This window comes from Peptoniphilus rhinitidis 1-13 (assembly GCF_000246925.1).
GTDB lineage: Bacteria > Bacillota > Clostridia > Tissierellales > Peptoniphilaceae > Peptoniphilus_A > Peptoniphilus_A lacydonensis.
Genome location: NZ_BAEW01000002.1, coordinates 150,794 through 175,159 on the forward strand (window position 1 = coordinate 150,794; position 24,366 = coordinate 175,159).

32 protein-coding genes are annotated in these 24,366 nt (G+C 32.3%); all 32 read right to left on the minus strand.

The genetic code is table 11. The annotated features are described in order from the left end of the window. Positions 1-4: 4 nt before the first annotated feature. The 32 genes from RH95_RS02245 to RH95_RS02390 all read right to left on the minus strand — a co-directional run bounded on the left by RH95_RS02245 (position 5) and on the right by RH95_RS02390 (position 24,353). Positions 5-1,303 (minus strand): hypothetical protein, encoded by a 1,299-nt coding sequence (locus tag RH95_RS02245; RefSeq protein WP_010242795.1) that lies wholly within the window; start codon positions 1,301-1,303, stop codon positions 5-7. A 16-nt stretch (positions 1,304-1,319) separates the two neighbouring features. Next, entirely contained in the window at positions 1,320-1,994 is a 675-nt protein-coding gene (locus tag RH95_RS02250) for a phage tail-collar fiber domain-containing protein (RefSeq protein WP_036742998.1), read from the minus strand. An 11-nt stretch (positions 1,995-2,005) separates the two neighbouring features. Next, positions 2,006-2,188: a hypothetical protein gene (locus RH95_RS02255; RefSeq protein WP_010242800.1), complete on the minus strand. Its 183-nt coding sequence runs from the start codon at positions 2,186-2,188 to the stop codon at positions 2,006-2,008. Positions 2,189-2,197: 9 nt separating this feature from the next. Continuing rightward, positions 2,198-3,793 carry a hypothetical protein gene (locus tag RH95_RS02260; RefSeq protein ID WP_010242802.1) on the minus strand — a complete coding sequence of 532 codons (1,596 nt, stop codon included), beginning with the start codon at positions 3,791-3,793 and terminating at the stop codon, positions 2,198-2,200. Then, positions 3,783-4,553 carry a hypothetical protein gene (locus RH95_RS02265; protein WP_010242804.1) on the minus strand — a complete coding sequence of 257 codons (771 nt, stop codon included), beginning with the start codon at positions 4,551-4,553 and terminating at the stop codon, positions 3,783-3,785. The genes RH95_RS02260 and RH95_RS02265 overlap by 11 nt, the downstream gene beginning before the upstream one ends. After that, on the minus strand, positions 4,546-5,682 hold the full coding sequence (locus RH95_RS02270; protein WP_010242806.1) for a baseplate J/gp47 family protein: 1,137 nt from the start codon (positions 5,680-5,682) through the stop codon (positions 4,546-4,548). Before RH95_RS02270 ends, RH95_RS02265 begins: the two co-directional genes overlap by 8 nt. Beyond that, on the minus strand, positions 5,675-6,100 hold the full coding sequence (locus RH95_RS02275) for a DUF2634 domain-containing protein (RefSeq protein ID WP_010242808.1): 426 nt from the start codon (positions 6,098-6,100) through the stop codon (positions 5,675-5,677). The genes RH95_RS02270 and RH95_RS02275 overlap by 8 nt, the downstream gene beginning before the upstream one ends. A 10-nt stretch (positions 6,101-6,110) precedes the next feature. Further along, the gene (locus RH95_RS02280; protein ID WP_010242810.1) at positions 6,111-6,569 is read right to left on the minus strand and encodes a hypothetical protein; all 459 of its coding nucleotides are present in this window, start codon (positions 6,567-6,569) and stop codon (positions 6,111-6,113) included. Further along, on the minus strand, positions 6,569-8,059 hold the full coding sequence (locus RH95_RS02285) for an XkdQ/YqbQ family protein (protein WP_010242811.1): 1,491 nt from the start codon (positions 8,057-8,059) through the stop codon (positions 6,569-6,571). The genes RH95_RS02280 and RH95_RS02285 overlap by 1 nt, the downstream gene beginning before the upstream one ends. Continuing rightward, entirely contained in the window at positions 8,056-8,637 is a 582-nt protein-coding gene (locus tag RH95_RS02290) for a hypothetical protein (protein ID WP_010242813.1), read from the minus strand. Before RH95_RS02290 ends, RH95_RS02285 begins: the two co-directional genes overlap by 4 nt. A gap of 2 nt (positions 8,638-8,639) precedes the next feature. Continuing rightward, the gene (locus RH95_RS02295) at positions 8,640-10,757 is read right to left on the minus strand and encodes a tape measure protein (RefSeq protein ID WP_010242815.1); all 2,118 of its coding nucleotides are present in this window, start codon (positions 10,755-10,757) and stop codon (positions 8,640-8,642) included. Positions 10,758-10,926: 169 nt separating this feature from the next. Continuing rightward, positions 10,927-11,343 (minus strand): phage tail assembly chaperone, encoded by a 417-nt coding sequence (locus RH95_RS02300; protein WP_010242817.1) that lies wholly within the window; start codon positions 11,341-11,343, stop codon positions 10,927-10,929. A 1-nt stretch (position 11,344) separates the two neighbouring features. Then, the gene (locus RH95_RS02305) at positions 11,345-11,785 is read right to left on the minus strand and encodes a phage tail tube protein (protein ID WP_010242819.1); all 441 of its coding nucleotides are present in this window, start codon (positions 11,783-11,785) and stop codon (positions 11,345-11,347) included. Positions 11,786-11,796: 11 nt separating this feature from the next. After that, the gene (locus tag RH95_RS02310; protein WP_010242821.1) at positions 11,797-13,110 is read right to left on the minus strand and encodes a phage tail sheath C-terminal domain-containing protein; all 1,314 of its coding nucleotides are present in this window, start codon (positions 13,108-13,110) and stop codon (positions 11,797-11,799) included. Then, positions 13,110-13,280, minus strand: a complete 171-nt coding sequence (locus RH95_RS09660) for a hypothetical protein (RefSeq protein WP_010242823.1) — start codon at positions 13,278-13,280, stop codon at positions 13,110-13,112. Before RH95_RS09660 ends, RH95_RS02310 begins: the two co-directional genes overlap by 1 nt. After that, entirely contained in the window at positions 13,273-13,695 is a 423-nt protein-coding gene (locus RH95_RS02315) for a phage tail terminator family protein (RefSeq protein ID WP_010242825.1), read from the minus strand. Before RH95_RS02315 ends, RH95_RS09660 begins: the two co-directional genes overlap by 8 nt. Continuing rightward, positions 13,689-14,084: an HK97 gp10 family phage protein gene (locus RH95_RS02320; RefSeq protein ID WP_010242827.1), complete on the minus strand. Its 396-nt coding sequence runs from the start codon at positions 14,082-14,084 to the stop codon at positions 13,689-13,691. Before RH95_RS02320 ends, RH95_RS02315 begins: the two co-directional genes overlap by 7 nt. Beyond that, positions 14,081-14,452, minus strand: coding sequence for a hypothetical protein (locus tag RH95_RS02325; RefSeq protein ID WP_010242829.1), 372 nt, complete (start codon positions 14,450-14,452; stop codon positions 14,081-14,083). The genes RH95_RS02320 and RH95_RS02325 overlap by 4 nt, the downstream gene beginning before the upstream one ends. A gap of 55 nt (positions 14,453-14,507) precedes the next feature. Further along, the gene (locus tag RH95_RS02330; RefSeq protein ID WP_010242832.1) at positions 14,508-14,855 is read right to left on the minus strand and encodes a hypothetical protein; all 348 of its coding nucleotides are present in this window, start codon (positions 14,853-14,855) and stop codon (positions 14,508-14,510) included. Continuing rightward, positions 14,852-15,889: a major capsid protein gene (locus tag RH95_RS02335; protein ID WP_010242834.1), complete on the minus strand. Its 1,038-nt coding sequence runs from the start codon at positions 15,887-15,889 to the stop codon at positions 14,852-14,854. Before RH95_RS02335 ends, RH95_RS02330 begins: the two co-directional genes overlap by 4 nt. A gap of 13 nt (positions 15,890-15,902) precedes the next feature. Continuing rightward, on the minus strand, positions 15,903-16,208 hold the full coding sequence (locus RH95_RS02340) for a hypothetical protein (protein WP_010242836.1): 306 nt from the start codon (positions 16,206-16,208) through the stop codon (positions 15,903-15,905). A 13-nt stretch (positions 16,209-16,221) separates the two neighbouring features. Further along, complete coding sequence (locus tag RH95_RS02345; RefSeq protein ID WP_010242838.1) at positions 16,222-16,797, minus strand: phage scaffolding protein; 576 nt, start codon at positions 16,795-16,797, stop codon at positions 16,222-16,224. Between the two features lie 421 nt (positions 16,798-17,218). Continuing rightward, positions 17,219-17,467: a hypothetical protein gene (locus RH95_RS02350; protein WP_010242840.1), complete on the minus strand. Its 249-nt coding sequence runs from the start codon at positions 17,465-17,467 to the stop codon at positions 17,219-17,221. Next, a complete protein-coding gene (locus tag RH95_RS02355; RefSeq protein ID WP_010242842.1) occupies positions 17,433-18,953 on the minus strand; it encodes a minor capsid protein in 1,521 nt (506 codons plus the stop codon). Before RH95_RS02355 ends, RH95_RS02350 begins: the two co-directional genes overlap by 35 nt. Beyond that, on the minus strand, positions 18,931-20,283 hold the full coding sequence (locus RH95_RS02360) for a phage portal protein (protein ID WP_010242845.1): 1,353 nt from the start codon (positions 20,281-20,283) through the stop codon (positions 18,931-18,933). Before RH95_RS02360 ends, RH95_RS02355 begins: the two co-directional genes overlap by 23 nt. Then, positions 20,276-21,421, minus strand: a complete 1,146-nt coding sequence (gene terL, locus RH95_RS02365) for a phage terminase large subunit (protein WP_050992396.1) — start codon at positions 21,419-21,421, stop codon at positions 20,276-20,278. The genes RH95_RS02360 and terL overlap by 8 nt, the downstream gene beginning before the upstream one ends. 75 nt (positions 21,422-21,496) lie before the next feature. After that, entirely contained in the window at positions 21,497-21,688 is a 192-nt protein-coding gene (locus tag RH95_RS09685; protein ID WP_050992397.1) for a hypothetical protein, read from the minus strand. 10 nt (positions 21,689-21,698) lie between these two features. Then, the gene (locus tag RH95_RS02370) at positions 21,699-22,115 is read right to left on the minus strand and encodes a terminase small subunit (protein ID WP_010242846.1); all 417 of its coding nucleotides are present in this window, start codon (positions 22,113-22,115) and stop codon (positions 21,699-21,701) included. Between the two features lie 169 nt (positions 22,116-22,284). Continuing rightward, positions 22,285-22,863 carry a UU032 domain-containing protein gene (locus tag RH95_RS09200; protein ID WP_010242848.1) on the minus strand — a complete coding sequence of 193 codons (579 nt, stop codon included), beginning with the start codon at positions 22,861-22,863 and terminating at the stop codon, positions 22,285-22,287. Positions 22,864-22,867: 4 nt separating this feature from the next. Beyond that, positions 22,868-23,317: a Panacea domain-containing protein gene (locus tag RH95_RS02380; protein ID WP_010242850.1), complete on the minus strand. Its 450-nt coding sequence runs from the start codon at positions 23,315-23,317 to the stop codon at positions 22,868-22,870. 92 nt (positions 23,318-23,409) lie between these two features. Then, positions 23,410-23,814 carry a hypothetical protein gene (locus RH95_RS02385; RefSeq protein WP_010242852.1) on the minus strand — a complete coding sequence of 135 codons (405 nt, stop codon included), beginning with the start codon at positions 23,812-23,814 and terminating at the stop codon, positions 23,410-23,412. A 131-nt stretch (positions 23,815-23,945) separates the two neighbouring features. After that, positions 23,946-24,353, minus strand: a complete 408-nt coding sequence (locus tag RH95_RS02390) for a MazG-like family protein (RefSeq protein WP_010242854.1) — start codon at positions 24,351-24,353, stop codon at positions 23,946-23,948. Positions 24,354-24,366 lie beyond the last annotated feature (13 nt).

Genomic DNA, 24,366 nt, shown 5'->3' on the forward strand with positions numbered 1-24,366 from the left:
CCTCCTACATGTAGGCTCCAACGAATCCGTAAAGATAGGACTCTTCAGTTGCCTTCTCTTTATCAATCCTAATTTCAACACCAACTCCCCAATTGTCACCAGTCTTTGTTGTGTTTCTAAAATTATATTTTTGGCCATACAATTCTTCTGGAACAGTTTCCCAAGTTGGCTGAGCATCCATAACATTTGAGCACACCTTTATAGTCATCTTTGCCCCAGGTGCAAGTTCTGCTAAAGGATTTACAATTACTGCAGAAGGCTGTTCTGATAATTCCTTTTTAAGCCTATACCATGCGTAAGTTAAGTTTTTAGAAAAATCAGCGTATCCTGCACCAACTGCATTATAAGAATCCTTGGCTTCTACCCTTATTTTATGTTCTCCATTAGGGATTTTTGCAAAGTCAATTTTTGGCAAAGTTATAGTTTGCTTTCCAGATACTTTCCCGAGATCTTTAATTTGCACATCGTCTATAAAGACTTTTGCTGTAATCTCATCATCATCTGGGTCTTTTGCTTCAAAGGAGATGCTAAAAGGCTTGTTTTGTTCTCCATAGTGAGCATTAGTCATGGTTACAACTGGAGCAGAGTTAATCCTTTTAAAGGTGTATCGTCTTACAGCAGTCGCTCCGTTAGGGTCTGTAACTGTTATCTCCACTGTGTTTTGTTGGTTTAAAGTTAGTGCATTAAATTTATTATCATCAATGTCTATTGGGTAATTTGTATTTCTTGTAGCGTTGTTTACTGTTGCAATAGTAACTCCATTTAAGGTAACAGTCACATTTAATTGTTGATCACTATCCCCATCATCAACAGAATAGTATCTCTTAAAGGCTTTCTTATAGCCACCCCAGTCCTCGTCTTTGCCACTAATTGTTGGCGTTTGGTTTGCAATACCCTCGTAAACATACCAATAATAGCCTGATTTTCCATTGTCTGGGTAGGCTCTACGATTAGTTGACGTTACTGTATCAACCCTTGAACCTTTTGAGTATGATTTAGTCAGACTGTATATTTCTCCAGTTATAGTTTTGTAACTATCATAATAGATATCGGGTTTGGTTGGATTTCCATATTCATCTAGTAGATAATTTGATACCTCGGAAATCTTTAGGTAGTAGTCATAGTCAGATGATGTCGATGATTTAATGATATCTCTTTCGTCCATCTTTCCAACAATTTTATAATATCCCTCATCTCCAACTGTTGGATTTTCCTTTACATTTACGGCTAGATATTTAGAAGTCTCATATTTTTTATTTATATGTTCCCTGACCCAATATTTCCCCCATTTATAAGTTGTCATACTCTCTCACTCCTCTCTAAATAACAAATCTCGCCATCTTAGTATCGTAAATTCCTTCAAATTCTTCATCACCCGTTAACGTTTTAAATTGTATTTGGAATCTGTTAGTAGTAATTCCACTACCTATTTGCGTACTTTGAGCCGCCAACTGTAATTTTAAATCTTGTATCAAATCCCAGTTTCCTTTTACAGTTTGGTCTGTTCTTCCTCTACCTGCTAAATCCCAGTACTCTTCCCAAGTAACATAAGTCATTGACCTATCAATATTTATCGTTACATTTTCAACATTTGACACAACGACTATGATGTCAAGCATAATTTCTACCATCTCTTGATTGTGTACGGGAATATAATCACTGTGCTGGTCGTAGTAAGCTACTGCATATAAGATTTCCCCTTTTCTTGGATCTTGTGCAAATAGTCCAAGTTCTTTTAAAAGAAATCCAGTTTTTACATCGTCATTAGATAAACTCACAGATATTGTACTTGTGCCATCACCATTTGCTTTTATACCCGTCATTGTTGCTTCGTAGACTTCGTTTTTAAGTTCCGTCATTTTAAAAAGTTCTTCTGTACTTGTGATTGTTCCATCACCAACTGCAACTTTTGTAAATCTTAACTCTGCCCCAGTTTGGCAGTATGCGAGTAAATCTCTACCTTCCTCTGTTAAGTAATATCTTCCTCTTTGCATATCTACTCCTTTCAAATTTTAAATCCTTGCTTTTTAGTATCAAAATTCCCTTCCCACTCTTCTTCTTCAGTTAGACTTTTAAAATCTTTAGAAAATTCAGTCCTTATCTTAGACCAGATTATTTTTTCACCATAAAATAATTTGCTTTTTGACTTGCCGTTGATAATTATGTCCTTTTTATTCCACAAATCCATATCAATCACCTAGTCAATCGCATAAATTGTATTAGGCTTCTTAATGGGTAGTGCGTTATAGTCAGAAAGACTCATTTCAATCACATCAGGCTTTTTAGCAAGCTCTTTCTTTAACTCTTCTGTCCTTTGGAGTAGTTCAGATATCCAACGACTAAGCCCCAATGTTAAGCTACCCCACTCGCCACTACTTACAGTGATTCTTGTAGCTTCAACTTCACCAGCACTAATTTTTTTATTCCAACCATCAATCATACTTTGGGTCACGTTGTTTTTCTGTGCTCCGTCCTCAATCCCTTGTAGTTTTTTAATATCAGCTTGTGTGATTAGATTTGGAGATATTTCCACATAAGCACTACCAGACCATCTAAAAATATTTTCTGAGGATAAATCGACATAAATCTTGCCCTTTTCTCCAGTTTTTGGAAATTTTGATTTGCTTTCAAATTCCATAACATCATCAACATAAGATGGTAGTTGTGAAGATGGGACTTTGCCATCATCTCCCAAGCTTGCATAACCCCCTGCCTTTCCTTTTTTAGACACATCTTCAGGAGTGTAATCAAGCTTCCCTGCGACAACTTCTTCCTTAGTTGCAAAAGTCCTTTTCACATCTTCAGTCTTTGCATAGGGACCAAGGTCATAGACCCTGATGGCTTCTTCAGGAAGCTGTTCCTTAGGAACCTTTCCAAGCTCGTTAAGAGAAGCATAACCATTGGCAGCACCCCTGTGGATTGCATCTTCTTTTTTCTCTAATTCTGTATTTATAGCCTTATTGAATTTATCTAAATCCACTTTCTTAATGTAAGCTTCCAGTGTCTCTTCAATAGCTTTCTTCAAAGTATTTAAAGCTGTAATTTCTGCATAAGTTTTTTCAATATCTTCTGTCCTTGCGTAGAGACTTAAGTCATAAGTTGTATCTCTTAAAGCCTCGTCTGGCAGTTGTCTCAGAGGAACTTTTGAATTTCCGTCAAGACTTGCTATACCATTAGGACTTCCAATAGAATTTTTAATAGAAGTATTAAACTTTAATATTTCTTCCAAAATATTCTTTAATAAATCCTCGCGATTCTGTAAAGAAATCTTATTTTCATTAAGTGAGCTATCCTTATCTAATTTATTGTTCCAGGCTGTCTTCTCCTTTTCACTAACAAAGCTTCTATTCTCATTAGTTTCAATCATTTCAGCTGAGTGTTTTAAAGGGTGCTCATAAATAGTATCTTGGTCATCAGCAAAGACAAGCTTGCCCTTATCATCAAGTTTTAATACTTGACCAATTTTACCACCATCTGGCCTTACAATCCTCTTAGAAATCTCTCTAAAGATTTCACTTATGGAATCTTTATTTTCTTCTAGTGCTTGAGATACTTCTAAAAAAGTATTGTAGGCTTCAGGAGCACCTTCCAGAATATCCTCAACCATTTTGGCAAGTTCAGAAGGTGTAACCTTTAAAAGTTCATCAAGAGGAGTCCCGTCTTCTGTATATATAGTTGAAGTCAGCATTTTGGGAGATACCCTTGCAAATTTTTGCTGCGTTTCATCCCAGGATAAGAGCCACTTATCTTTTAAAGTGTTACTCACTGGCAAATCTTTTAAATTATCTGTCATATTTTAATCTCGCCTCACTTCCATCTTCAATCTCTTTCATCATTCCCACATCATCAACAGTCCACACATCCGGCATAATTGCCTTTCTCTTGAGCCTCTTTCTTACCTCACCAATCCCATAATAAGTAGGTGAATTAAAGACCCTGTCCTCAGGCTTAACTGCCATAATAGTAACCTTCTTGGCCTTTTGCCCGTACATTCCATAAAATATTTTCTGGTCTCTAATAAACTTAATTCTTATAAACTGTTTCAAGTTAGCAGGAATTATATCCCTAACTTTCTTTTGAAAATCATCAAGTTCTAAGTTCAATGATTCTTTTATATTTACCAGTATCTCAATTCCATATTTATCATAGTCAAAAGATAAAACATAATTTCCCTTGCCTAAATATAAATCTAGCCACTCTTCAAAGGTTCTGTGGGTCCAAATTCTGGCCATATTCCAAAGGGCATAAATCTTTTTTCTCTGGACTTCCAGATCACCCTTTATATTCTCATCATCAATTAACTTTTTATAAGCACTTAGTCCAAGTTTCTCAGCTGATCCAATATATAAATTTTCCATCAAAGAATTGAGTTTCGCCCAAAGATTAGAAAGCTCAATATTTTCTCTGACTCTTATATTAGTAAATTCAGCACCTTTCCCAATAATATCCTGTGGCAGGTGCCTACCTATATCCACATCACGATTTATAGAAATCACATCTTCAAGTTCGTGAAAATTAATATTATTTACATCAACATTAAATTTCTTATCCATTTCTAACCTCTGTAACAATGACATCACCTAAAACAGGAAGTTCATCTTCAGAAAGCTCAAATATTTTTTTATCTGTATCTGTAAACTTAATTGTTTCATAGTCAATAACATCAGCCACATTTAAAACTATGCTAGTTATTTTTGCTAATCTAATATCATTTTCAACATAAATATTAGAATCAACTTTCTCATAAGTTGCCCACTTCTTCCTTTGAACCTTAAAATATTCCTCTACATCACTTTTAATTTCTCTTTTTATTTCTTCTAAATTTGAATCTCTAGATTTTAAAATTTCGCAAGTAATATTTATTTTCCTTGACTTAGCACCAACTACAGTTACATAGTGACCAATAGGAGCAACTCCTACACCTTTTTGATGAAAAGGTATGGGATCTATGATTTCTTGAACTTTAGAAATAAGTTCAGATGTCGGCTCTTTAAATTCTGAATCAGTAATAATTAATTTAACTGTCCCACCGCCATTCCACACAGGAATGACTTTCACAAGTCCAACACCATCAATAGCCTTTACCTTTTTCCTATAATCATCAATATTTCCACCATAGGCAATGGACTTAATAGTTTCAAAATATCTTTCTCTAAAATCTTCAGTGTCCTCTTCATTTTCCCCTAATATAGCTAGTTTATATATCTCTGCTAAATTGAGATTTCTTATAGTCCTTGTCGGTGTTAATTTCCCACCTTCTTTGTTTCCAATAGATCCTTCTTCATTACAAATTAGCTCATAAAAAAACAGTCCCTTTTCTTCTTTTTGAAGTTTCGAAACTGTGTAATAAATATCATCTATAAAAAATCTATCGCCAATATTAAGTTTTGCATCAAATCGTCCAATAATAACAGATCTAGTAGCCTTGTACGGTTCAATCCCTCTTTCCTTTGCTCTTTCAATAAGCCAATACCTATTAGCAGTGTCGCCAAAAGCATTTTTAAAAAGAAAATCCAAGTAAGAATATAAAAGAGAAATTTCAATTGCCATTGGTGCAATCGCATCATAAATAACAGAGCCTTCCCTCTTGTCGAATTCATCTGGAATCCTATCTAAATTTCTTTCAAGGACATTTTCAAAAGTATTATCATCAAAGATAGGCTCATAAATTCCCCTAGCCAATTCTTATCACCTCTTCTATATCAATTGCTTTATCGTCAAAAATAGTCTTAACCTTAAATTTCATTCCAAGATTATCTTCCTTACTCCATTCATTTACATAAGAAAAATCAAAAACATCTTCAATTCTGTCATCTAACATCAAGGCATCAGTGATCCTTCTAGTTAAAACTATATAAGCATATTCCTTCCTTTTTCCAAATAAATCTTCCTTCTTAACTCCAAAACTTGGGTAAATAGGATAAACTCCTCTTTCAGTATTAGTACATTTATAAATCATCTGCCTTAAAGCTTCTAAATCATCATAAATATAATTTTTGACCCTCTCTTCTTCTATCCACATCTTGTGAGTAAAAGAAGGCTGCGGAATTATTTCAATTTCATCACCATACTCATATTCATTGTTAAACTCTGGTATCATTTAACCACCTCTAATCATTAATGTGATTTTTGTGCATCTCATCTTTAATTTTTCCTTTATATGATTCTACACTTCCATGAGTAACTACAACATCACCATGAGGGCAAGTTCCATGCAAGGTGCATTTCATTTCACCACTTATAAACTCGTGAGTCCCTTCAAAGTGATAAGGGACTCCATTGGATCCTTGTGGCTCTGATGCTTCATACAAATAAAAATAAGTCTGTCCCCCATCATTAGAAATGAGAACAAACTTCTTACCTAAATCTTTTTTAGTAAAGGGCCTATACTTAGGCACAACTAAAAACTCTTCTTTGATGTGTACTTCGTCAGTGTTTTCAAGAATAAAATCAAGAGGGTCAAGAGAAATTAGCTTGCAATAAACAACCTCAGAGTTCATTCTTCTCCCTAAATTCTGATTGACTATTTCATCAATAGCACCTCTTAAATCTAAAATCTCATCATTCATTACTTAGGAACTACACCTCCTTGATATCCCCAGCCTCTATAGTGTTTCCACCATCCACCGATTTTATGCTTCTTGACAGTAGTATCAGTTGCATCAATCATCATTCCATTACCAGCATAAATTCCCACATGACCAAATTGTGGAGAATATGGACTGTTAAAATATACTGCAGCACCAACAGGAATATTGTCCCTGCTTGAACTTACAATCCACTTATTACCGGCAGTCTTAGCACTTCCAGCACTTCCATGTATTCCAGCAGATTCATAGCAAACTCTAACAAAGCCTTGGCATCTTCCCTTATAAGCTCTTGTTCCTATCATGCTTTCAGCCTTATTTACTATTGTTTGCATCTTCCTATTGCTGGCCTTAGGTAAATCTCTTACTTGTAATTCAGTTGAACCATCAAGTTTATTAGATTTTCTTACAGCCTTTCCAATATCATTAAAATCATTTACATTAGATCCTTTATTTTGTTTTTCCTTGTCCTTAATAATGCCATCAACATCACCAATTTTTTGAATGTCCTTATTCATGACTTCCAAATCCATAAAATGTGCATCATCAAAAAAAGTATGAGTGACTTTTTCAACAATCATATAAGAATTAATATTAATGTCCCCGATTGCCATCATCTCAACAGGAATAACAGAGCCTGCACGAACTCTAATATCTCCTATAGCTTCTTTTATTGAAAGGCTTCTGTACTTTCTATTTAAAACCTCCAAAATTTGTGATGCTTTGTTTTCAATGTCTTCTGCATTGTTTGTTGTGAGAGTGTATTCAAGCACTCCCCACTTAGCAATGTTTTTCTCATCTTGCTTTACAACTTTTTTAATAAGCCTACCGTCATCATCAGTTAAATAAACAACAACTCTATTATAGGTCCCATCATCAATGCTTGTTTCATAAGAAAAATCTACAATATTGTCATAGCTAATGGGACAATTTACAATCATCTTGTCAGCAGATTTTAAAGAAATTTTCCCGCAATCATCAAAAAGTGTATAGATCTTCCCAGTTTGAGATATGGTTATATCATTTGCAACCTTTACCATGTTTAAATACTCTTGATTTTTCTCAAGCCTTTTAGGAATTTTATATGATGTGTCTTCAATTTCTCCAACTTGTAAATTTCTATCACTACAAATTTGTTTTAATAGATCGCTCATAGACTTAGAAGAGTATTGATAGGTGTCTCTTGATTTCAAATACCTTATTTGGTCATAACAAACAGTAGAAATAACTTGTCTCTTATCTCTTGTCTTTTTAAAAACATATCCTTTAAAAACAGTTTTACCATCTATACTAAAACTAACAGGATTACCTTCCTGATAATCAATAATCTCATCTTTTACAACATCAAATTCTAAAATACCAGCCCTAAATCCTCTTTCCCACTTAATAGTGACCTTTCCTTTGATTACAGGCTGGTAAATTTTTCCATTATTTGCAATAAATACTTGATAAATCTTTTCTTTCTGCTTCATTTTTTAAACCTCTTTGCCATTTTATAAATAGTTTTAGAATTAAAAAATGTCTTTGCCACTACTGGGACAGTTAAGGGAGCTGTTGCAATAGCTGTTTTTACAACCTTATTGACTTGTCTTTTATCTGTGCTAGATCCAGTGTCTTTTAACTTAATAGTCTTTAAGGGTTGGTATTCCTTTAAAGTCAAATCAATTAATATATTAGTTCCAATCTTACTGTCTTCATCAATGCTATAATCTTCAAGAGTCATATACTTACAAATTGAATTTCTAAGATTAGGATCTGATGTAATTCTTAAGATAACAAACTCAAAGATTTTCTTTTCTTTCTTTAACTCCTCTAGCTTTTTTATAATCTCTTGTTGAGGAGTGTATAAATCTACGCCATCATGTTCTTCTGAAAAGGCATAGAAAGAAAAAGAATATTCCTGTAACTTGCTTTTTCTTAAAACTGTATAAGTTTCACCATTTACTAAATCATAAAAATCATTCTGTCCGCTTATTTTATTCTTTATTTTTGAAGGAGTTATAGGAATTTCCATTCCGTCAATATACAGTTGATAAGGTTTTTTACTCATAATCAACCTCCATTTATATTTAGAATAAGGTCTTTTAATAATTTTTTATTTGCTTCATCAATAATTTTTTCTGCATCAACATCACTCTTCATATCTCCAGTAAACTGATTATATACTTCAAGCTTAATCTCTTTTGATAAATCATTAATAGCCCTAGTTTCCATAAGCCCCTTTAAAGCAGATAAATTGTTGTTATCCCATTCACTTTCTTTCATTTTGTCATTCATGGATTTTGTATTTTCTGCAATTTCATCAAGAGGATCCGTCATAGCATCAGTATTTAAAAAATCTTTAGATTCAAGATTATTTTCAAGTTCCTTTTGTCCAACTATATTAGATGCAAAGTCTTTCATGGACTTTGCCTTATCTTCTCCCCACTTGTAGCCTTTATTGAACCATTCCTTAGTTTCAATTCTTTTTATCTCAGGAACTTCTCTATCAAGGGTAATAGCTTCTTCATTCTTTCCCCAACTAAGAACTTTTTTTTGTAATCCTTCAAGTCCACTAGACCAGTCAGTCCCAAAAATAGCATCAATTATCTTAGTTACAACTTTACCTAAATCTAAAAACCAAGAAATAATATTTCCAATTAAATTCTTAACTGCATCACCAAAGGAATCAAATCCACCCTTAGCCACATTTAAAACCCACTCTATTATTGATATAAAAGGACTAACAAATCCTGTGTAGATAAATTGGATAAGACCATTAATAATGCTTATAGCAATATTTAAAATTGTCGCCCCAGCCCAAAGAACTGAACCAACAATTAAGCCTGTTGCACTGTAGGTAGCTCCTGTTACCTTATTAATTGCAGCTACAATTCCATAAATAAGCCCAATTACTCCTATAATAATTGCAGGAATCCAAAACAAGGGACTTGCTAAAAGTGCAGCATTAAATCCACCTTGGATAGCTGTCGCCTTACCAGTAGCTATTGCATACAAACTAACTGCCCTTGCCATTAAGAAGTGAGTAGTGGAAGAAATAAAGGCTAAACCATTATTAATTGCAAGAGCGGTTTTATAGATTCCAAAAATAGTTAATAAACCCATAAGAGGTGGTCCAACAATATCAATAGAACTTGCCAGCAAATTAAAACCACTTATTCCTATATCAAGAGCCATACCAAGAAAGTGAGAGAACACCATAATTCCATCTGTAAGACTATTAAAAAATCTTTGAAAGGAATCTGTGTTTATAAAATTATTAAACTTTTTCATGGGTCCTTGTAGTCCTAAAATCAATGTATTTGTTAGTTCGGTCTTTAAATCCGAAAAAGATTTAGGAATTTTCTTAAATCTTTTCTCAATATCATCCGCACTCTCAAACATAGCTCTTTTAATAACATCGGCTGTAATCTTTCCATCACTTGAAAGTTCTTTTAGCTCTCCCATAGTAACGCCCATGGTCTTTGCAATTGCTTGTGCAAGTAGTGGAGCATTTTCTCTTATTGATACAAATTCATCACCTTGTAGTCTTCCAGAAGCCATTGCCTGTGTTAATTGATACATTGCGGCAGCTTGTTCTTCAGCAGATGCACCGCCAACTTTAAAGTTCTTATTTAAAATCTCACTAAACTTAGTCGCTTCTTCAAGACCACTAAAGGCATCACCAGCAAGCATTGTAAGCTTTGCAACAGAATCAGCCATGTTTTTATAATTGGTTCTTGAATTCTTTGCAGCCTGTGCAATCCTTGACTGAACGTCAAAAAGTTTTTCTCCTTCTCCAAGCATAAAAGAAAGTCTTGAGTTAATATTTGTTAGTTCATCAGAAAGACCAACAAAAGCCTTTATACTTTGAAGACCTGCATAAGCCCCAACAATCCCTATAATCTTACCTTTAATACCACTTAAAAGGCCCTCGCTTTCACTAACTGTCTTATTGTAATTACTGTGTTCATTTTCTAGATTGCTTGTAAAACTTTCCATATTCGCAAGTTCAGCCTGAGCGTTTCTTAGAGAACTTAAAGAAGCATCAAGAGAAGATGTATCAATCATATTTTCTGTTGAATCATTTAACTTATATGCTGCTGAAATAACCATATTCATTGACTCAATAACATTTGTAAGAATAGGACTTACATTATTGATCATTGAAATTGTAGTTTGTAAACTCACTTCTTCACCTTCTTTCTAGCCTTTTCTAATTCTTCATTTCTAAATAAAAAACTTGCCATATATATAGCTTGAAGTCCGCTATCCATAGCAAGAAAATCCTCAATTTTTATATTGCCCTTACTTTCCCAAAATAAATTATGAGCGAACCTTAAAAGTGGCTCGCTCTTTATTAGTTTTTTGCATCGCCTATAATTACATCAGGATCATCCATAAATCCTTGTGCTTTCATAAGCTTATCAGTAAATCTTTCATATTCGCGTCCTTCAAGCATCTTGTCTAAAAGTTCAGAAATATTCATTGCACCATAGGCATTTTGTAATTCTTCACTTTTTAAATTAGGATAGATTATAGTTTCTGAAATCGTATCAACAATAAGTTTCTTAGTATCTACTTTTAAAAGACTTTTATTTTTCTTAACAATTGCAGCATTTTTTAATTCGTCAATTTCCTTAGCACTTAAAAGTCTAAAAGTCCAAGCTACCGGATTTCCATCTTCATCAATGAATCTATCTGATACAACTATTTCAAAGTTTTCTCTTCTTTCCTTTGCCACTTCAGGCATAAAGTAATTTAAGTTTTTCTCCATTTTATCTCTCCTCAATATCTTCAAAAGTTCCTTCGATTTCTTGTTCCAAATGGGAGTTTTCAATATCTAATTTGAAAATTTCACCACCATCTAAATAACATCTCTTTAAAATAAGCCTGTCTTCTCCACCCTCAAAATTAGGATCGTTTTGAGTTAAAAAGATGTCAAAAGATGTTTCCTTTCTTGTCTTCATATATTTAGTTAGAACTTCCCTAAAGGCCTTAGTATGTGCATACATAGTAGCTGTGAAAGTTCCCTTAGCACTTCCCCCAACACTTAAATCAACAGGAGTTCCAAGCCTTGGAATAGTTTCTCTATCAATATCAATCTTCGCAGTAATATTTTTTAGATAAAACATTGATTCTCTATTGCCATCAATTACAACAACAGCTTCCCCAAATCTACCATTGATTAAGTCGCCGCGTTCTAAAAATTTATCCATTCTTTAACCTCCTATTCCACAATCACATGCATGTAAAGTTTTGCCATTGCCATAACTGGATTAATTAAATACTCACAGTAAACAGCATCCTTAGTATCTCCAAGTTCAACTTTTATATCTTCAGGTTCTAAATTAGTAATAGCACCTAATCCTTGAAGTTTAAGAGCGTGATTATATATGTCATTCCAAAGAATGTTTCTTCCCATTTCGTTGTTTTGTTCCTTATCAAGGTATCTAGTATTAAAAATAGTTGAAACATCATTTCCCACTTGATGGAGCACTCTTATAATTTGATTTTTTGAAAAATCCTCATTCTTTTTAACACTAAAATCAGTAAAGGAATTAATGTCAGATAAAACTCTTGCTTTGTTATCAACTTCATGGAAAACAAACTGACCTTTTCTAATTGCAGAAATAAGATCTCTTTGTTTCATATTTAGATCAATTGTATATTCACCATCGTAAATATCATTTCCAACAGTCCTATTTATTTCACAACCAGCCTCAGCACCTGCTACCCAATAAACAAGACCAGCTTCATTTTCTTTTGCCTTAGATCCTACATTAATAACAAGTTCACTATTGGCATCAAAATTATATAATGCTGCTTGGAAGTATGCCCCTTCAAGATTAACTCTTCTCTCAACATAAGACTTATACATTCTCTTTATAGCTTCATCAGTTCCTGCATAGGCAACCACATTTATATATTTCTTTTCAAGTCTTTCCAAGAATTCAGTATGTGCCTTTGTAGTTTCTTCTCCATTAGTTCCACCACTTAGATTTGCACCAAGAGTTTTAGTCAAAGTTCCTTTAAATTCAACATATGGACAATCTGATAATTCTTCTATATTTTTAACTGCAACTTTTTCATAAACTTTAAGAGTTCCAATTTTTAAAGTAACATCAAACTTTTCTTCTTCATCAACGTTATTTGCAACAATAACTACAAATTCATTGCCCTTAGTTCCTGAGTGTTTCGCAGTTATTGTAAGAGATTCAACGCTTGCCTTTGCCTTTTCTCCACCACCATTTAATCTATAAATGTAGGCAGTCTTAGCATGGACCAAAAGTTCTCTTAAAGGTAATAACTCTTTATCTGTATATTCAAGACCAAATAACTCAAGAGATTCTCTTTGCAAATCTGAGGGTTCAACAGTTATAATCTCACTTTCTAGTCCAAAACTTAAATTTAAACCACAGGCAACAAAACCTCTTTCGCCAAAAATATTAGAAGGTCTTGCCTTTGAAGAAAAGCAAATATAAGTTCCAGAAAGCACTTTGTTTTGTACTGGAGGATTCCAAGCACCACCACCATAAGCCATTATTTAACCTCCTTATTCATAAAATCTTCATAAAGCTTTACAGCTTCTTCCTTTGTGTATTCCTTACCATCTTCTAAAATTGCATAAAGAGCATCAACATTTCCTATTGGATCTTTAGCATTTAAAAATTGCTCCTTAGTAAAAGTAGGAGCACTAGTCTTTTTATTCATTTTTAATTAAACCCTCCTGTTTAAGTCTTCTCATAAGTGGATCAGGTATCTTCACTTTTTCCATCCAAACATTTAAATCAAAAGTCATTACAAGGTCACCATCAATAATTTTTGTCTCAAGATTTTCACAAGTAACTCCTATATTATTAAGCCTTACCTGCTCCATTCCTGTAAGAAGTATGAACCTGATTTCTTCTAGTCTAAATAAATCATCTTCATCACATCTTAAATAATTAATATTTACAGTGTTATTTATAAAGAATCTATCATCAAATTGTCTAATAAGCTCGGTCCTAACAAGGTTAATAAAAAAACAAGGAGCTTTTACCCCCTGCTTTTGCCTATCAATTTCAATTCTTATATCAGGAAATAGCTCTTTAAGTCTATTAATTACAGGCTGTAAAATAACTACCATAACTCTTTAAACCTCTTTTCAAACTTCCTTTGAAAGATCCTATCCATAACTTTTTCTAAGTTTTTTTCAGAAATAGTTAGCATAAAAACCCCATCTTTCCATCCTAAAGTATTCCCACCGCGAACAATCCTATGTCCATATTCAACATAGCTTGCATACTCTACATCATTAGAAATTTCTATTTCATAGACACTTCCCTTTTTCTTAACATCATCAATATTCCATGACTCCCTAAGAAAACCAGTGTCAACTGGTGTATTTTTTACAGTAGCCCTAAAAACTCTTCCTGCTACCTCATATACAGCCTCCATGAAAATTTCATCAGTTACCCTCTTAAATTTTCCTAGACTATTTCTGTAATTCTTTAAAACTTTTGTATCAACTTTCACGAAACATCAACCTTTTCAAGCACATATCTTCTGTGGGAAAGATGAATTGAAGGAATATCAGAAAATTTATAATGATATACACTTCCATCACATCTAGTGACAATAACATCAGAGCCTTTTGGAATATCTACTTGAGGTCCAGTTGTCAAAATATCTTTTCTCTCTGCTTCACTATGACCAATAAAATCATCACTGTGAGAAGATGTATTGAAGCTAAGTCTGCATGGTTCGTCTTCTACAACAGTAACCTTTCTTCTCCTTGTTACTTTAGTTTTTTCATCTTCATAAGTTTCAAGGCAAATTGCAGTTACCCTATCTTCAAATAAAAGCGATAAGCTTTTGCCGTAGGAATCATAATCAATTACCATTTTAAGCACCTGTACCTGCTGCAAAAAACTTCAAGTCTAGAATCAAATAAATTATTTAACCTTTTTTATAACTTAAAATTTTAGCATCTCTTATTTCTTCATCACTTCTACCATCAAACTCAACTCTAGTATTCTCAATAGAAATTGATTTAGCGATTCTTTTACTTTCTTCAATAGGCTCTTTAGATTTTTTTAAGTCATCAGTTTCTATTTTATTTAGAATTCCTCTAATAGCTATAAAATATTCAATAAATCTATTCGCATCTTCTGGGAAGTCTTCCCTGTAACAAGCCCATCTTAAAATATCTAAAATCTCATCATGAGTAAAATTAAAAAGCTGGGCATCAATTTCATCTCCACCCAACTCTTTAATAATTTTATTTACATTATCAAGGCTAATCATTTTACTTTAGCAACAAATACTTCATTGCAAGCTTCAAAAGATGGAATGGCTCTTGCAACAGATTTAGTAATTCTTGCAACTGGATCTATTCTTCTATATATAACAGAAGTTATGAAGTCCTTATTTCTGACATCAATATTAGAAACTTGTGGAAGTTCAACTTCTTCAGCAGTTAAACCAAAATAAGTGTTTCCTAGCTTAGTTTCAGGCATAAGAATTACAGTATTTGCTTTAACTAGAGGAAGTATGCTTCCATCTGCAAGTCTATATTTTTCATTGTAAACTGCAACAGTTGGCAAATCTCTTTGGCTTAAAAAGTCATTTAAGTTTTGCATACTTGGCACAATAGAAGAGTTAACCCCAAAAATAGCCTTTCTTACAGCTTCAGAATTCAAAAGAAGTCTTGAAGTCGCCTTATCCATTAACATTCTACTAGGATTTACTCCAGTATTTTCAACAATTTTATCTACCCAAGCGTCAAGATTATTTAAAGGATCAGCCGTAGCTTCAGACCATCTTGCACTTGTCTTTAAAGTTTCTTGATGAGTTTCTGGCATATGATAATCAATAACACCTGTAACACCATTTTCATCAAGAGTGAGTTTTCCTGTTTGTAAGATTTCAAATCTCATCATATTAATTCTCTTGTAAACAGAATCAATAGTTAAATCAACATTATTAAAAATCTTATTTAAAACAGCTTGTTCCTCTGCAGTAGTTCTTGGATTTTGAAGTTTAACAATCTCATCTTCTGAAATAAATTTAGAATCCTTAACTAGAAGCATATCTAAAATATTTTTAGCAAATCCATTTCTTCCTGATAACTTTGTATTGGTGTCTGGTGCATAAACTTCAGCAGTAACAGGAAGCTTATTACCACCAATAATATATTCGATTTTCAAATCATCAGTCTTTATATTAGGAAATAATAAATTCCCAATATTATCTCCCTCTAGTTTTGTTCTTGCGTATTCTCTTAAATCTAAATTTCCATTATTTAAGTTTAAAATAGCATTAGTTAATTGTTCTGGCATTTATATTTCCTCCTTATACTAATTTAATTTCATTTAACTTTGCTTCAGCATTAATAGCTTCAGGAAGCTTATCCTTATAAACATAACCTTCAATAAGAAGAGGTGCTTCCATGTCTCCATCAGTTACATCAATATCAAAGGGAATAATCCCCTTAGCCGTAGCATCATTTTTTGGATAAACACTTCCTGCTTTAACAATATTTCTTCCACTTACATCTTTTCCACTCCCCTTTTTTAAAGTAACTGTTACAGCTACATAAGGATCAGCAAAAACTAAAACACTATTTTTACCATCATAAGCAATATTCTTTCCTAACATTTTTTACCTCCTATTATCCCCATGGATTAAATTTTTCTTCTTGGTCTTCTCTCTTAATAACAGCATCAAAAAGTCCCTTAGGCTTTTCCCTGTTATCACCTGCAATATTTGGGTTTGCTCCTCTAAAGTCATTATTAGCAAATAAAGATTTTAAAGAATTATCTTCCCTTAAAACTTTCATTTGTTCATCAATACCAATAAGCTTTTCATCTTCATATTTGATATCTTGATTATTGAGTAACTTCTTTAAGACCCCAACATTATTGACCCTTTGATTATAAAGATATTCAGTAATAGCATTGTCCTTTCTTATAGCCTTCAAATTCTCCTCGGCTTCTTCCTTAGCTTTCTTGTTAGCTTCCTTTAAACTATTGATTTCAGCTTCAAGTTCTTCTTTATTTCCGCTAAGTTTCTTTAAGCCGTCTATTTGCTTGTCTCTCTTAGAGATTTCACTATTAAGGCTTTCCAAGCTATCCTTTACTTCCTTATATCTATAACCAGGTACATAATCTTTGTTGACATCTTCCAAAATCTTATCTGCAAGATCTTCAGCAATTCCCATTTCTAATAACTTTTCTTTACTTAACATAATTTACCTCCTATTTACGCAATAGTTACTAATCGCCATTTTACAGTTGGCTAACTTTCAAGTTATTTGTCCCACCCCTTTGTGCAAAATATAACTTGCAGCACTTCCCACTTTGACCATAAAAATAATCGTGTGAATTTGCGTGTGTTTTTCGCACGATTTCCTCACGATTATTTACGATTAATTTTCTTTTTTTCTTCCAGTAGTCTATATTTGTTTGATAATTGTCCAATTATTGGGTATAATCTAACTAAGATAATTATCAAAAAAGAACACCAGGTAGGCCCCTAAAACTTTTGTAGTTTGGCTGACTGTAGGTGTTCTTTTTATTTCTTTATTGCTTTTATTATTTTTCCATCACTATAAATTATTATTTTCTCCAATAAAAAAGCACATCTAACATTATCAGTCAGCGTGCTTTTTAAAACCACATTATAGTGCAATCTTTTATTTCTCTTTTTCCTTCAACCATATCCCTTAAAGCATTTAATGCATTAACTGCATACGGATAAGCCGAATATTCTTTCTCATCTTTAGGAGAGAGTTTTACTGAATAATCATCAACATTTAAAGAGTTTATAGATACTGAACCATATTCATTCCAATCTTCAGGATGATATTCGGCATATATCCAATTATCCTTTTTTTCTACGTTCTTTAATTTTAGCATAATATTCGCTACTCTCCTTTCTGTAATTGTATTTTTTACTAGCTATTTTATGTGCTTCATCTTGAGTTAATCCCTTAGCTATTAATCTTCTTTCCATTATTTCATGATTTATTAGTGTCAAATCATGTTTTTCTATTTCATCTTGTGCTAATCTTTGCCAACTTTGAGCAATGGAAAAGTCAGGATCAAACCTTCTCTTAATTCCATAAATATCATGCTCTTCATAAAATAAATAATTCTTTATTTCTTCAATAAGTCTTTTATCGTAACCTGTATTTTTTGAAATCCTATCAATATCAGTCTTCTGATTTCTTATCTCCTCATAGTAAAGCTGTGCATGATTTCTTGCTTCTTTTGAATAGCTATCAGTTATAGCCCCTGACACATAATATCTTACATTATTATACCCTTTTTCTGTTAATAAGTCAGCTTTAAAGAAGAATTGACCTTGTTCTTGCTTTACTTCTTTTGTAATGTATTTCTTATACCACTCTTTATAAGTTAATTTTTCAACCCTAAGACTCTTTCCTGTCTCAGGATCTCGTGCCAATCTACTATTTTCTATGTCAGCTTGAATGTCATCATTATAATAAGGCACTGTTGTCGAACGGCAATACACATGAAAGGGTGGTGCTGTAACTCCTCTTTCATAGTCTTTAACATCAAATACTTTCCCATCTAACTTCCTACAAATATCAGAAGTTCTTAAATCAAGAGTCGCTACTACTTCATATTTTTCTACTCCCATTCTTTCATACATTGCTTTTCTTGACTGTGAATGCATAGCTGAACTTTCTGTTAAGACAAGTCTTTTAGCATTTGATTTACTAACTTCTAATTTATCGGAAATAACTTTTGTGATTTCATCTGGTTTTTTTCCTGTAATTAAGCCTTGCCTTAATTCAGTGTCAAGAATGTTTAAGAGCTTATCTTTTCTCTTCCATATCCTATCAGAAAAGTTTTCTCCATCGTTTGTCCATGAAGTATTTAAAATATTATTTACAAAGTCTTTTGATAGACTATTTATGTTTTTATATCCTGTAATTCTCTGCAGTTCGTATAAGTCTTTATAATAAGAAGATGTGAATTTATTTGAAAGGTGAGCAAATAATTTCTTTTGTTCCTTATTTAATAGAGTCGCTACCTTTGATTTCATAGACACTTGCATTGCTTGCAGTCTTGATATCCTAACTCTTCTTGAAACTATATCAAGTTCTTTTTCAAGATCGGGACTTATAAAACACTTTGATGCCTTTCTAAATTCATCAAGACCTGATTTAAAGGATCTAATCTCATATTTATTTAAAAGCTTCTTAGCTTCTGCCATACTCACATCTTCCATAGAGTTTAACAGTTTAAATATTTCACTATCAAGGTCTTCAATAGTACTTTCATAAATTTTAAAGATTTCTTTTACATATTCTTCATCACTATCAAATACATCCTTTGTTGATTTTATAAATCTATTCTTCCAGTAATCCGTCATAGTCGGACTCCTCTTTCATCTCTTGGTTTCTTTGCTTTATTTCTTCTTCAACATCATTAACCCAAGGATGATGCTTCATTATAGTTTTTTCAGATATTATGCCTGATGATTTCTGAGCATTTTCAATTGTCGCAGATTCGTTAATTAAAATATTTCTATCAAAAGTGAAGTCAACTTTTTGATACTTGTAACCCTTATAGAAATTATAAAAATAAAGTAGAATATCTAAACTTACTTTAAATTCAGTTTCCATCTCATTGGCATCTAAATCTATGTTTGTATAAAGAGACTGAATTGTCATTTGATTTACGGCCTTTTGAAATAAGTCTGAATTAGTATCGACACCTCTTCCCACATCAATAATTGCCCTTCTTAATATCTCTAATAGGGTCTGATAATTGCTAATATCCATGTCAACTTTTAATGTGGAAACATCAGCATTGCCAGTTTGTGAATTAGAGGAAAAAGCAAGTATTCCACTTCTGTTTATGCCTTTTCTTATTTCTTTTAAAGATTCTTCGTCGTGTCCACCAATATTTTTTAGAACTAAAATTGTATTTCTTGAATCTTCGTCCATAGAATCCATAAACTTTGAAAGAATTTGATTTATTGCATCTTGTAAAGTCTTAACCCTATTTAGAAGAGGCTGTTCCTGCTCGTCCATTCTAAAATAAATAAGAGGAATTCTACCCCAATTTCCTATTTCATCTCCTATAGTAAAATAAGCTTCTCTACTTGTTAAAATCAATTCTCCATTTTTTTCAACGTATTTATCAATTCCATATAAGTGATAGTATTCAACAATTTGTGTTTCATTATCATCATAATCAACAGAAGTATAAAATCTAATAAAACCACTCAGCCAAGTGTGAAGTTTATCTTCCCAGATAGGTATTATTTCAAGAGGGTCAAACTTCATTAATTTAAAATTGCCCTCAAAATCTATATAGGGATAAATATATCCCATATTAGCAAGTAAGGAATCCTTGCCAACTGACTTTATGAGCTTATGAAATTTTAAGTCAAATAATTCATTTAATTCTTTTTGATAAATTTTATTTTCTGCATTAACACCTATAGGTCTTGTAAGTAGATAATTCTTTTTTTGATCTACTAAAACAGAATATAAGTTATTCACTATTTTATTATTAGGTAAATTATTGACCTCTTCTCTAGTCCCTTTTATTGCACCTATAGCTAATCTCTTTTTGTCTAATATGTCCTGATTATTATTGTAATACCTATAACTTGTTAAGATATCCTTGTAATCTTCACTATTCCTATAATCATCTAGAATCTTTCTAATTATTTTTGGAGATATATTATCCAAAATATAAACCCCCTGCCTCTATTATATTTTCTGCAACTCCAGTAGTTGCATCTTGTGCATCATCATGTGGATTCTTACCTTCTCTTTGATACTCTTTCATACTGACAAAATACTCATTCCACTTGTTGTGCCAGTTGCTTGGGTAATAAATATGTTCCATAACCCAAGTAGCATTGCTAAGTATTCTCGCATTCTTATTATTGCTTTGATGAAATGTTCTTATAATAGTCTTGTGATTGCCAAGTTCTCTCATGTTTCTTTCAACTTGTCTTGCAAATCCTCTTCCACCATTATTCCCTTCAACAAGTGCATTGTTTACTTTGAATTCAGTTAGCCTTTTTGCAACTTCTTTTTCAGTTATTTCCATGTGATCCTTTGTATAATAAACATCTAAAATATAGGCTTCTCTATTTAACACACCATAAATAATATTACAAAGGTAATCATCACCAGTATCTGCAGTGTCACAATAGGACTTAATTTCGGTAAACTTATAATTACCAAACATATTCTTAGGAATTTCATCATAAGTTTTAAAACTTTTATATAAAGTCCCCTTTAAATCAATAGGCTCTTGCTGATAATTAGCAAGAGCAATTTCTGGACTCATTGTTTTTGTTTTAATTGTGTAAGAATCATAATTTAAAATATCATCACAAAGCATAGATCCATCTTCTTTTATTGCCTTGTATAATATCTGTTTATAACTAATCTTATTTTCATTGCAGTGAGAAATAAGCCTGCCGGCCAAGTCCTTCGAATGCCATCTAGTCATAACAACTATAATTTTCCATTCATTGCCTTCTAAACGAGATAGCATTGTGTCTGTAAACCAAGACCATTGTTTATCCCTATTTAGAGAATTATTAGCCTCACTTGCATTCTTTATTAAGTCATCAATTACAATTATATTTGCACCAAAACCTGTTGCAGTTCCTGTTGGAGAAGTTGCTAAATAATTATTGTTCCCCTTTTCCAAACTCCATAGATTGGCTGCACCATCGCCTTGTTTTATGTTTGTTTGTGGAAAAATATCAGAAAAAATAACTTTATTCTTATCTGCCTTTTTCTCTGTGATAGAATCTCTTACCATTTTAGAAAAAGAAGTAGAAAGAGTTTCATTGTATGATCCAGTCATTATTTTTAAAGAGTTATCATTTCCTAAAAGCCACTGTATAAAGTGACCTATTGTAAAAGTCTTCCCATGTCTAAGCTACGGAGGCATATTAACTATGAGAACTTTTTTATCTGAACTTATAAAAGCTTGTAAGCTGTTACAAAACTCTTTTAAATAAGCTCTGCCTTCCTTATAAAACTTTGGAGTTTTAAGTTGGCAGTAATAGTAAAAGTCTTTTCTTGCAAGAGCAAGTTTAGCTTGTTTCTTTATCTCATAGTCAATAGCCATAACAAACCTCCTAGTCACTCTTAATCAACTTTCTAAGTTCCTCTACGCTTAAATCATCAAAGGGATTATTAGTTTTTATATTCCCTGTGAGATTAATATTTTCAACAAAAGCACCTTGAACCTTAGCTAATAACTCACTAGTTTTAATTCTGTCCTTCATTTCAACTTCTTCGTCTCTAAAAGTTTTAGTCCAAAATTCTTGAATTTCTTTAGCATCAGCAATCTTTTCTTTTTCAATTTTTTTATTGATCTCACTTATATATTCTAAAACAGAAAGCTTAGCGGACTTTGAATTAGGATTTAACCACTCAGCCGCCCTATCCCTTGATGTACTTTCAGCAAAGCCAGCTTTAATTGCTGACTCAATTATTTTTCCAGTTCTGATGTACTCATCAGCAAACTTTTTATCTCTCGCATTTAATTTCATACACCATCACCTCCAAAATAAATTTGTGCATAACAAAAGAGACCTACTAAGAGGTCTCTTGGGGGAGTGTTAAAATTGATTGAAATCCATAACATATCATGAACCCACTAACTATTACATTCTTTCATAATATATACTAACACACAAAAATCGCACAAAACGCACAAAATTAAACACATGATTTCATTGGACAATAATTATAATTCCTTTTATTTTTATCATTTCTTTTATAATCTGGATATACTAAATGATGATAATCTATTAAATAAATTCTAAATATATTATATGATTCTTCATAAGTCCCAATTAATCTAATTGATTTATCAAATCCTATTTGATAAATTTTTTCTTCGCCAAATATTTCATCCATGAATTTTTCATAATTCTTATTATTATCATAACTAATCAGTGAATTCCTTATAGCTTCTAATACCAAATCTCTTTTGTCACCTGATATTACATGGCAGTGTGTCATCCCATTATTTATTATCAAATCAGCTACAAATTCTTTATTTTTTAATTTATTTATCAATTCTCTTATTTGAAAGAAATTTTTTATAAATTCTTCTTGATCCTTTAGAAAATTATAAAATTTACCTACATTTACAGAATAATAAAGCCCTTCAAATGTAAGGTCTATAAAAAAACCTCCACTTTTAAATTTTAGTGGAGGTAATGTATTTACAACAACATTATTTATACTAGTTTGTTTATCTAGTCTAATTCCTTTTTTCTTTTTTTTAGCCATTATCTCACCTATTATTATAGCATCTAAAAATTTCTGTATCTGAAATTGTACTATTGCAAATTTCATACTTAGAGCATCCGTTTCTTGCTAAAATCCACGGACTTTCTTGGTGAGTTAAGCTTTCTAATTCATTAGCCGTAAACTTTCCATAAACATCCCAAACTTGTTCTAAAATATCTAATGTGTCTTTATTAAAATTAAAATTTTTAGACTCTGCTTTTGGTATTTCATTAAATCCATAATTCTTATACTTATCATACAAACTTCTAAAAACCGGACCATGAACCCAAGCTTCAGGTTTTTCTAAAAATAGCTTATTATCAATAGAATGTGCATCTTCATTCATTAATGTAATAAACCACGCATATGCATAATAAACTATTTTTTGTAATTTTTTTGGAGTCATACTATCCTTTATAAGATAGTATTCAGCCACTTGGAACATATTATACATACTCAACCACCCTCAAACTAATTCATTTAATCCCCAAAATGTGTATAATTGAATTACTAGTAATTCAATTATACACATTTTGTCAAATATTTTCAACACTTCCTTTCTAAATATCTATTATGAATCATTCTTGCATAAGACTCGTTTGTACTTCCTAATTGTCTAGAAATATATACCCAACTCTTACCTTCAATGTATCTAAGTTGAAAAACTAATCTTGTCCTAGAGTCCTCTATCCCCTCTATAAATTCCTCTATCTCAAGCCTAAGCTTCTTACATCTTCTAATTCTTCTGATAAATCTCACTCTTATCTTCTCTATGTATTTGTCATCCTCATAACCTTGAATCTTAAGTTCGTATTGGTTATAGGGAAAATCAGAAGCAGATGCAATAACCTTGTCAGTTACTTCTTGTGTTTTTAAATTATTAAGTCTATCCTCAAGTTCTTTAATTTCCAAGCATAAAGACTTGTATTGTGCTAACTGCTCCCTTGTCATTACTTCCTCCTATAACAATAAATATAATTCTCCCAAACCTCTATATAGAAACCTCGTCTCTCATAGTAATTGACTATTCTTATTCTGTCTCTAAAAGTCTTATATGGAATTAAAAGACACTTTTGCATTCATCATAAGTCCTCCGACTTAACGAAAGTGCCGTTTATTGTTTTACCAGTCCTAGCCTCTATTTTCTTATAAGCTTTTTCCAAGCAAATTATAGGATCTATATCTATTTGTTTGCATAGGATTATGAGGGCAACTATTATGTCTCCCATTTCTAATATCATTCTTTGGATATAGATTTCTCTTAGTTTGTCATGGTCTGTCCTTTCTACAAGGTCAAATTCTGACTTAAATTCAAATACTTCTTCTATAAATTTCATGAATTGTTTTTCTGCGTTCTTCCTGTGGAGTAGGTCTTTATCTTTAGCCCAATCTTCCACTAGGTTTTTTAGTTCGTTTCTTCCATTTTCATATCCGTCTTGGTAGGCTTGAGCTAGCTCGTTGCCTATTTTGTCTATGCTTGCATTATTCATTATTCCACCTCAA

Coding starts and splice junctions, on each gene's coding strand:
- RH95_RS09200 (WP_010242848.1), bottom strand. CDS start 22,863: ATGGCTAAAAAAAAGAAAAAAGGAATTAGACTAGATAAACAAACTAGT.
- RH95_RS02380 (WP_010242850.1), bottom strand. CDS start 23,317: ATGTATAATATGTTCCAAGTGGCTGAATACTATCTTATAAAGGATAGT.
- RH95_RS02385 (WP_010242852.1), bottom strand. CDS start 23,814: ATGACAAGGGAGCAGTTAGCACAATACAAGTCTTTATGCTTGGAAATT.
- RH95_RS02370 (WP_010242846.1), bottom strand. CDS start 22,115: ATGAAATTAAATGCGAGAGATAAAAAGTTTGCTGATGAGTACATCAGA.
- terL (WP_050992396.1), bottom strand. CDS start 21,421: ATGACTGGATCATACAATGAAACTCTTTCTACTTCTTTTTCTAAAATG.
- RH95_RS09660 (WP_010242823.1), bottom strand. CDS start 13,280: ATGAATAAAAAGACTAGTGCTCCTACTTTTACTAAGGAGCAATTTTTA.
- RH95_RS02390 (WP_010242854.1), bottom strand. CDS start 24,353: ATGAATAATGCAAGCATAGACAAAATAGGCAACGAGCTAGCTCAAGCC.
- RH95_RS09685 (WP_050992397.1), bottom strand. CDS start 21,688: ATGGCTATTGACTATGAGATAAAGAAACAAGCTAAACTTGCTCTTGCA.
- RH95_RS02355 (WP_010242842.1), bottom strand. CDS start 18,953: ATGACGGATTACTGGAAGAATAGATTTATAAAATCAACAAAGGATGTA.
- RH95_RS02345 (WP_010242838.1), bottom strand. CDS start 16,797: ATGTTAAGTAAAGAAAAGTTATTAGAAATGGGAATTGCTGAAGATCTT.
- RH95_RS02285 (WP_010242811.1), bottom strand. CDS start 8,059: ATGAAGCAGAAAGAAAAGATTTATCAAGTATTTATTGCAAATAATGGA.
- RH95_RS02335 (WP_010242834.1), bottom strand. CDS start 15,889: ATGCCAGAACAATTAACTAATGCTATTTTAAACTTAAATAATGGAAAT.
- RH95_RS02300 (WP_010242817.1), bottom strand. CDS start 11,343: ATGGAGAAAAACTTAAATTACTTTATGCCTGAAGTGGCAAAGGAAAGA.
- RH95_RS02350 (WP_010242840.1), bottom strand. CDS start 17,467: ATGCTAAAATTAAAGAACGTAGAAAAAAAGGATAATTGGATATATGCC.
- RH95_RS02310 (WP_010242821.1), bottom strand. CDS start 13,110: ATGGCTTATGGTGGTGGTGCTTGGAATCCTCCAGTACAAAACAAAGTG.
- RH95_RS02275 (WP_010242808.1), bottom strand. CDS start 6,100: ATGATACCAGAGTTTAACAATGAATATGAGTATGGTGATGAAATTGAA.
- RH95_RS02325 (WP_010242829.1), bottom strand. CDS start 14,452: ATGGTAATTGATTATGATTCCTACGGCAAAAGCTTATCGCTTTTATTT.
- RH95_RS02255 (WP_010242800.1), bottom strand. CDS start 2,188: ATGGATTTGTGGAATAAAAAGGACATAATTATCAACGGCAAGTCAAAA.
- RH95_RS02315 (WP_010242825.1), bottom strand. CDS start 13,695: ATGGTAGTTATTTTACAGCCTGTAATTAATAGACTTAAAGAGCTATTT.
- RH95_RS02290 (WP_010242813.1), bottom strand. CDS start 8,637: ATGAGTAAAAAACCTTATCAACTGTATATTGACGGAATGGAAATTCCT.
- RH95_RS02340 (WP_010242836.1), bottom strand. CDS start 16,208: ATGTTAGGAAAGAATATTGCTTATGATGGTAAAAATAGTGTTTTAGTT.
- RH95_RS02330 (WP_010242832.1), bottom strand. CDS start 14,855: ATGATTAGCCTTGATAATGTAAATAAAATTATTAAAGAGTTGGGTGGA.
- RH95_RS02280 (WP_010242810.1), bottom strand. CDS start 6,569: ATGAATGATGAGATTTTAGATTTAAGAGGTGCTATTGATGAAATAGTC.
- RH95_RS02265 (WP_010242804.1), bottom strand. CDS start 4,553: ATGGATAAGAAATTTAATGTTGATGTAAATAATATTAATTTTCACGAA.
- RH95_RS02260 (WP_010242802.1), bottom strand. CDS start 3,793: ATGACAGATAATTTAAAAGATTTGCCAGTGAGTAACACTTTAAAAGAT.
- RH95_RS02245 (WP_010242795.1), bottom strand. CDS start 1,303: ATGACAACTTATAAATGGGGGAAATATTGGGTCAGGGAACATATAAAT.
- RH95_RS02250 (WP_036742998.1), bottom strand. CDS start 1,994: ATGCAAAGAGGAAGATATTACTTAACAGAGGAAGGTAGAGATTTACTC.
- RH95_RS02305 (WP_010242819.1), bottom strand. CDS start 11,785: ATGGATAAATTTTTAGAACGCGGCGACTTAATCAATGGTAGATTTGGG.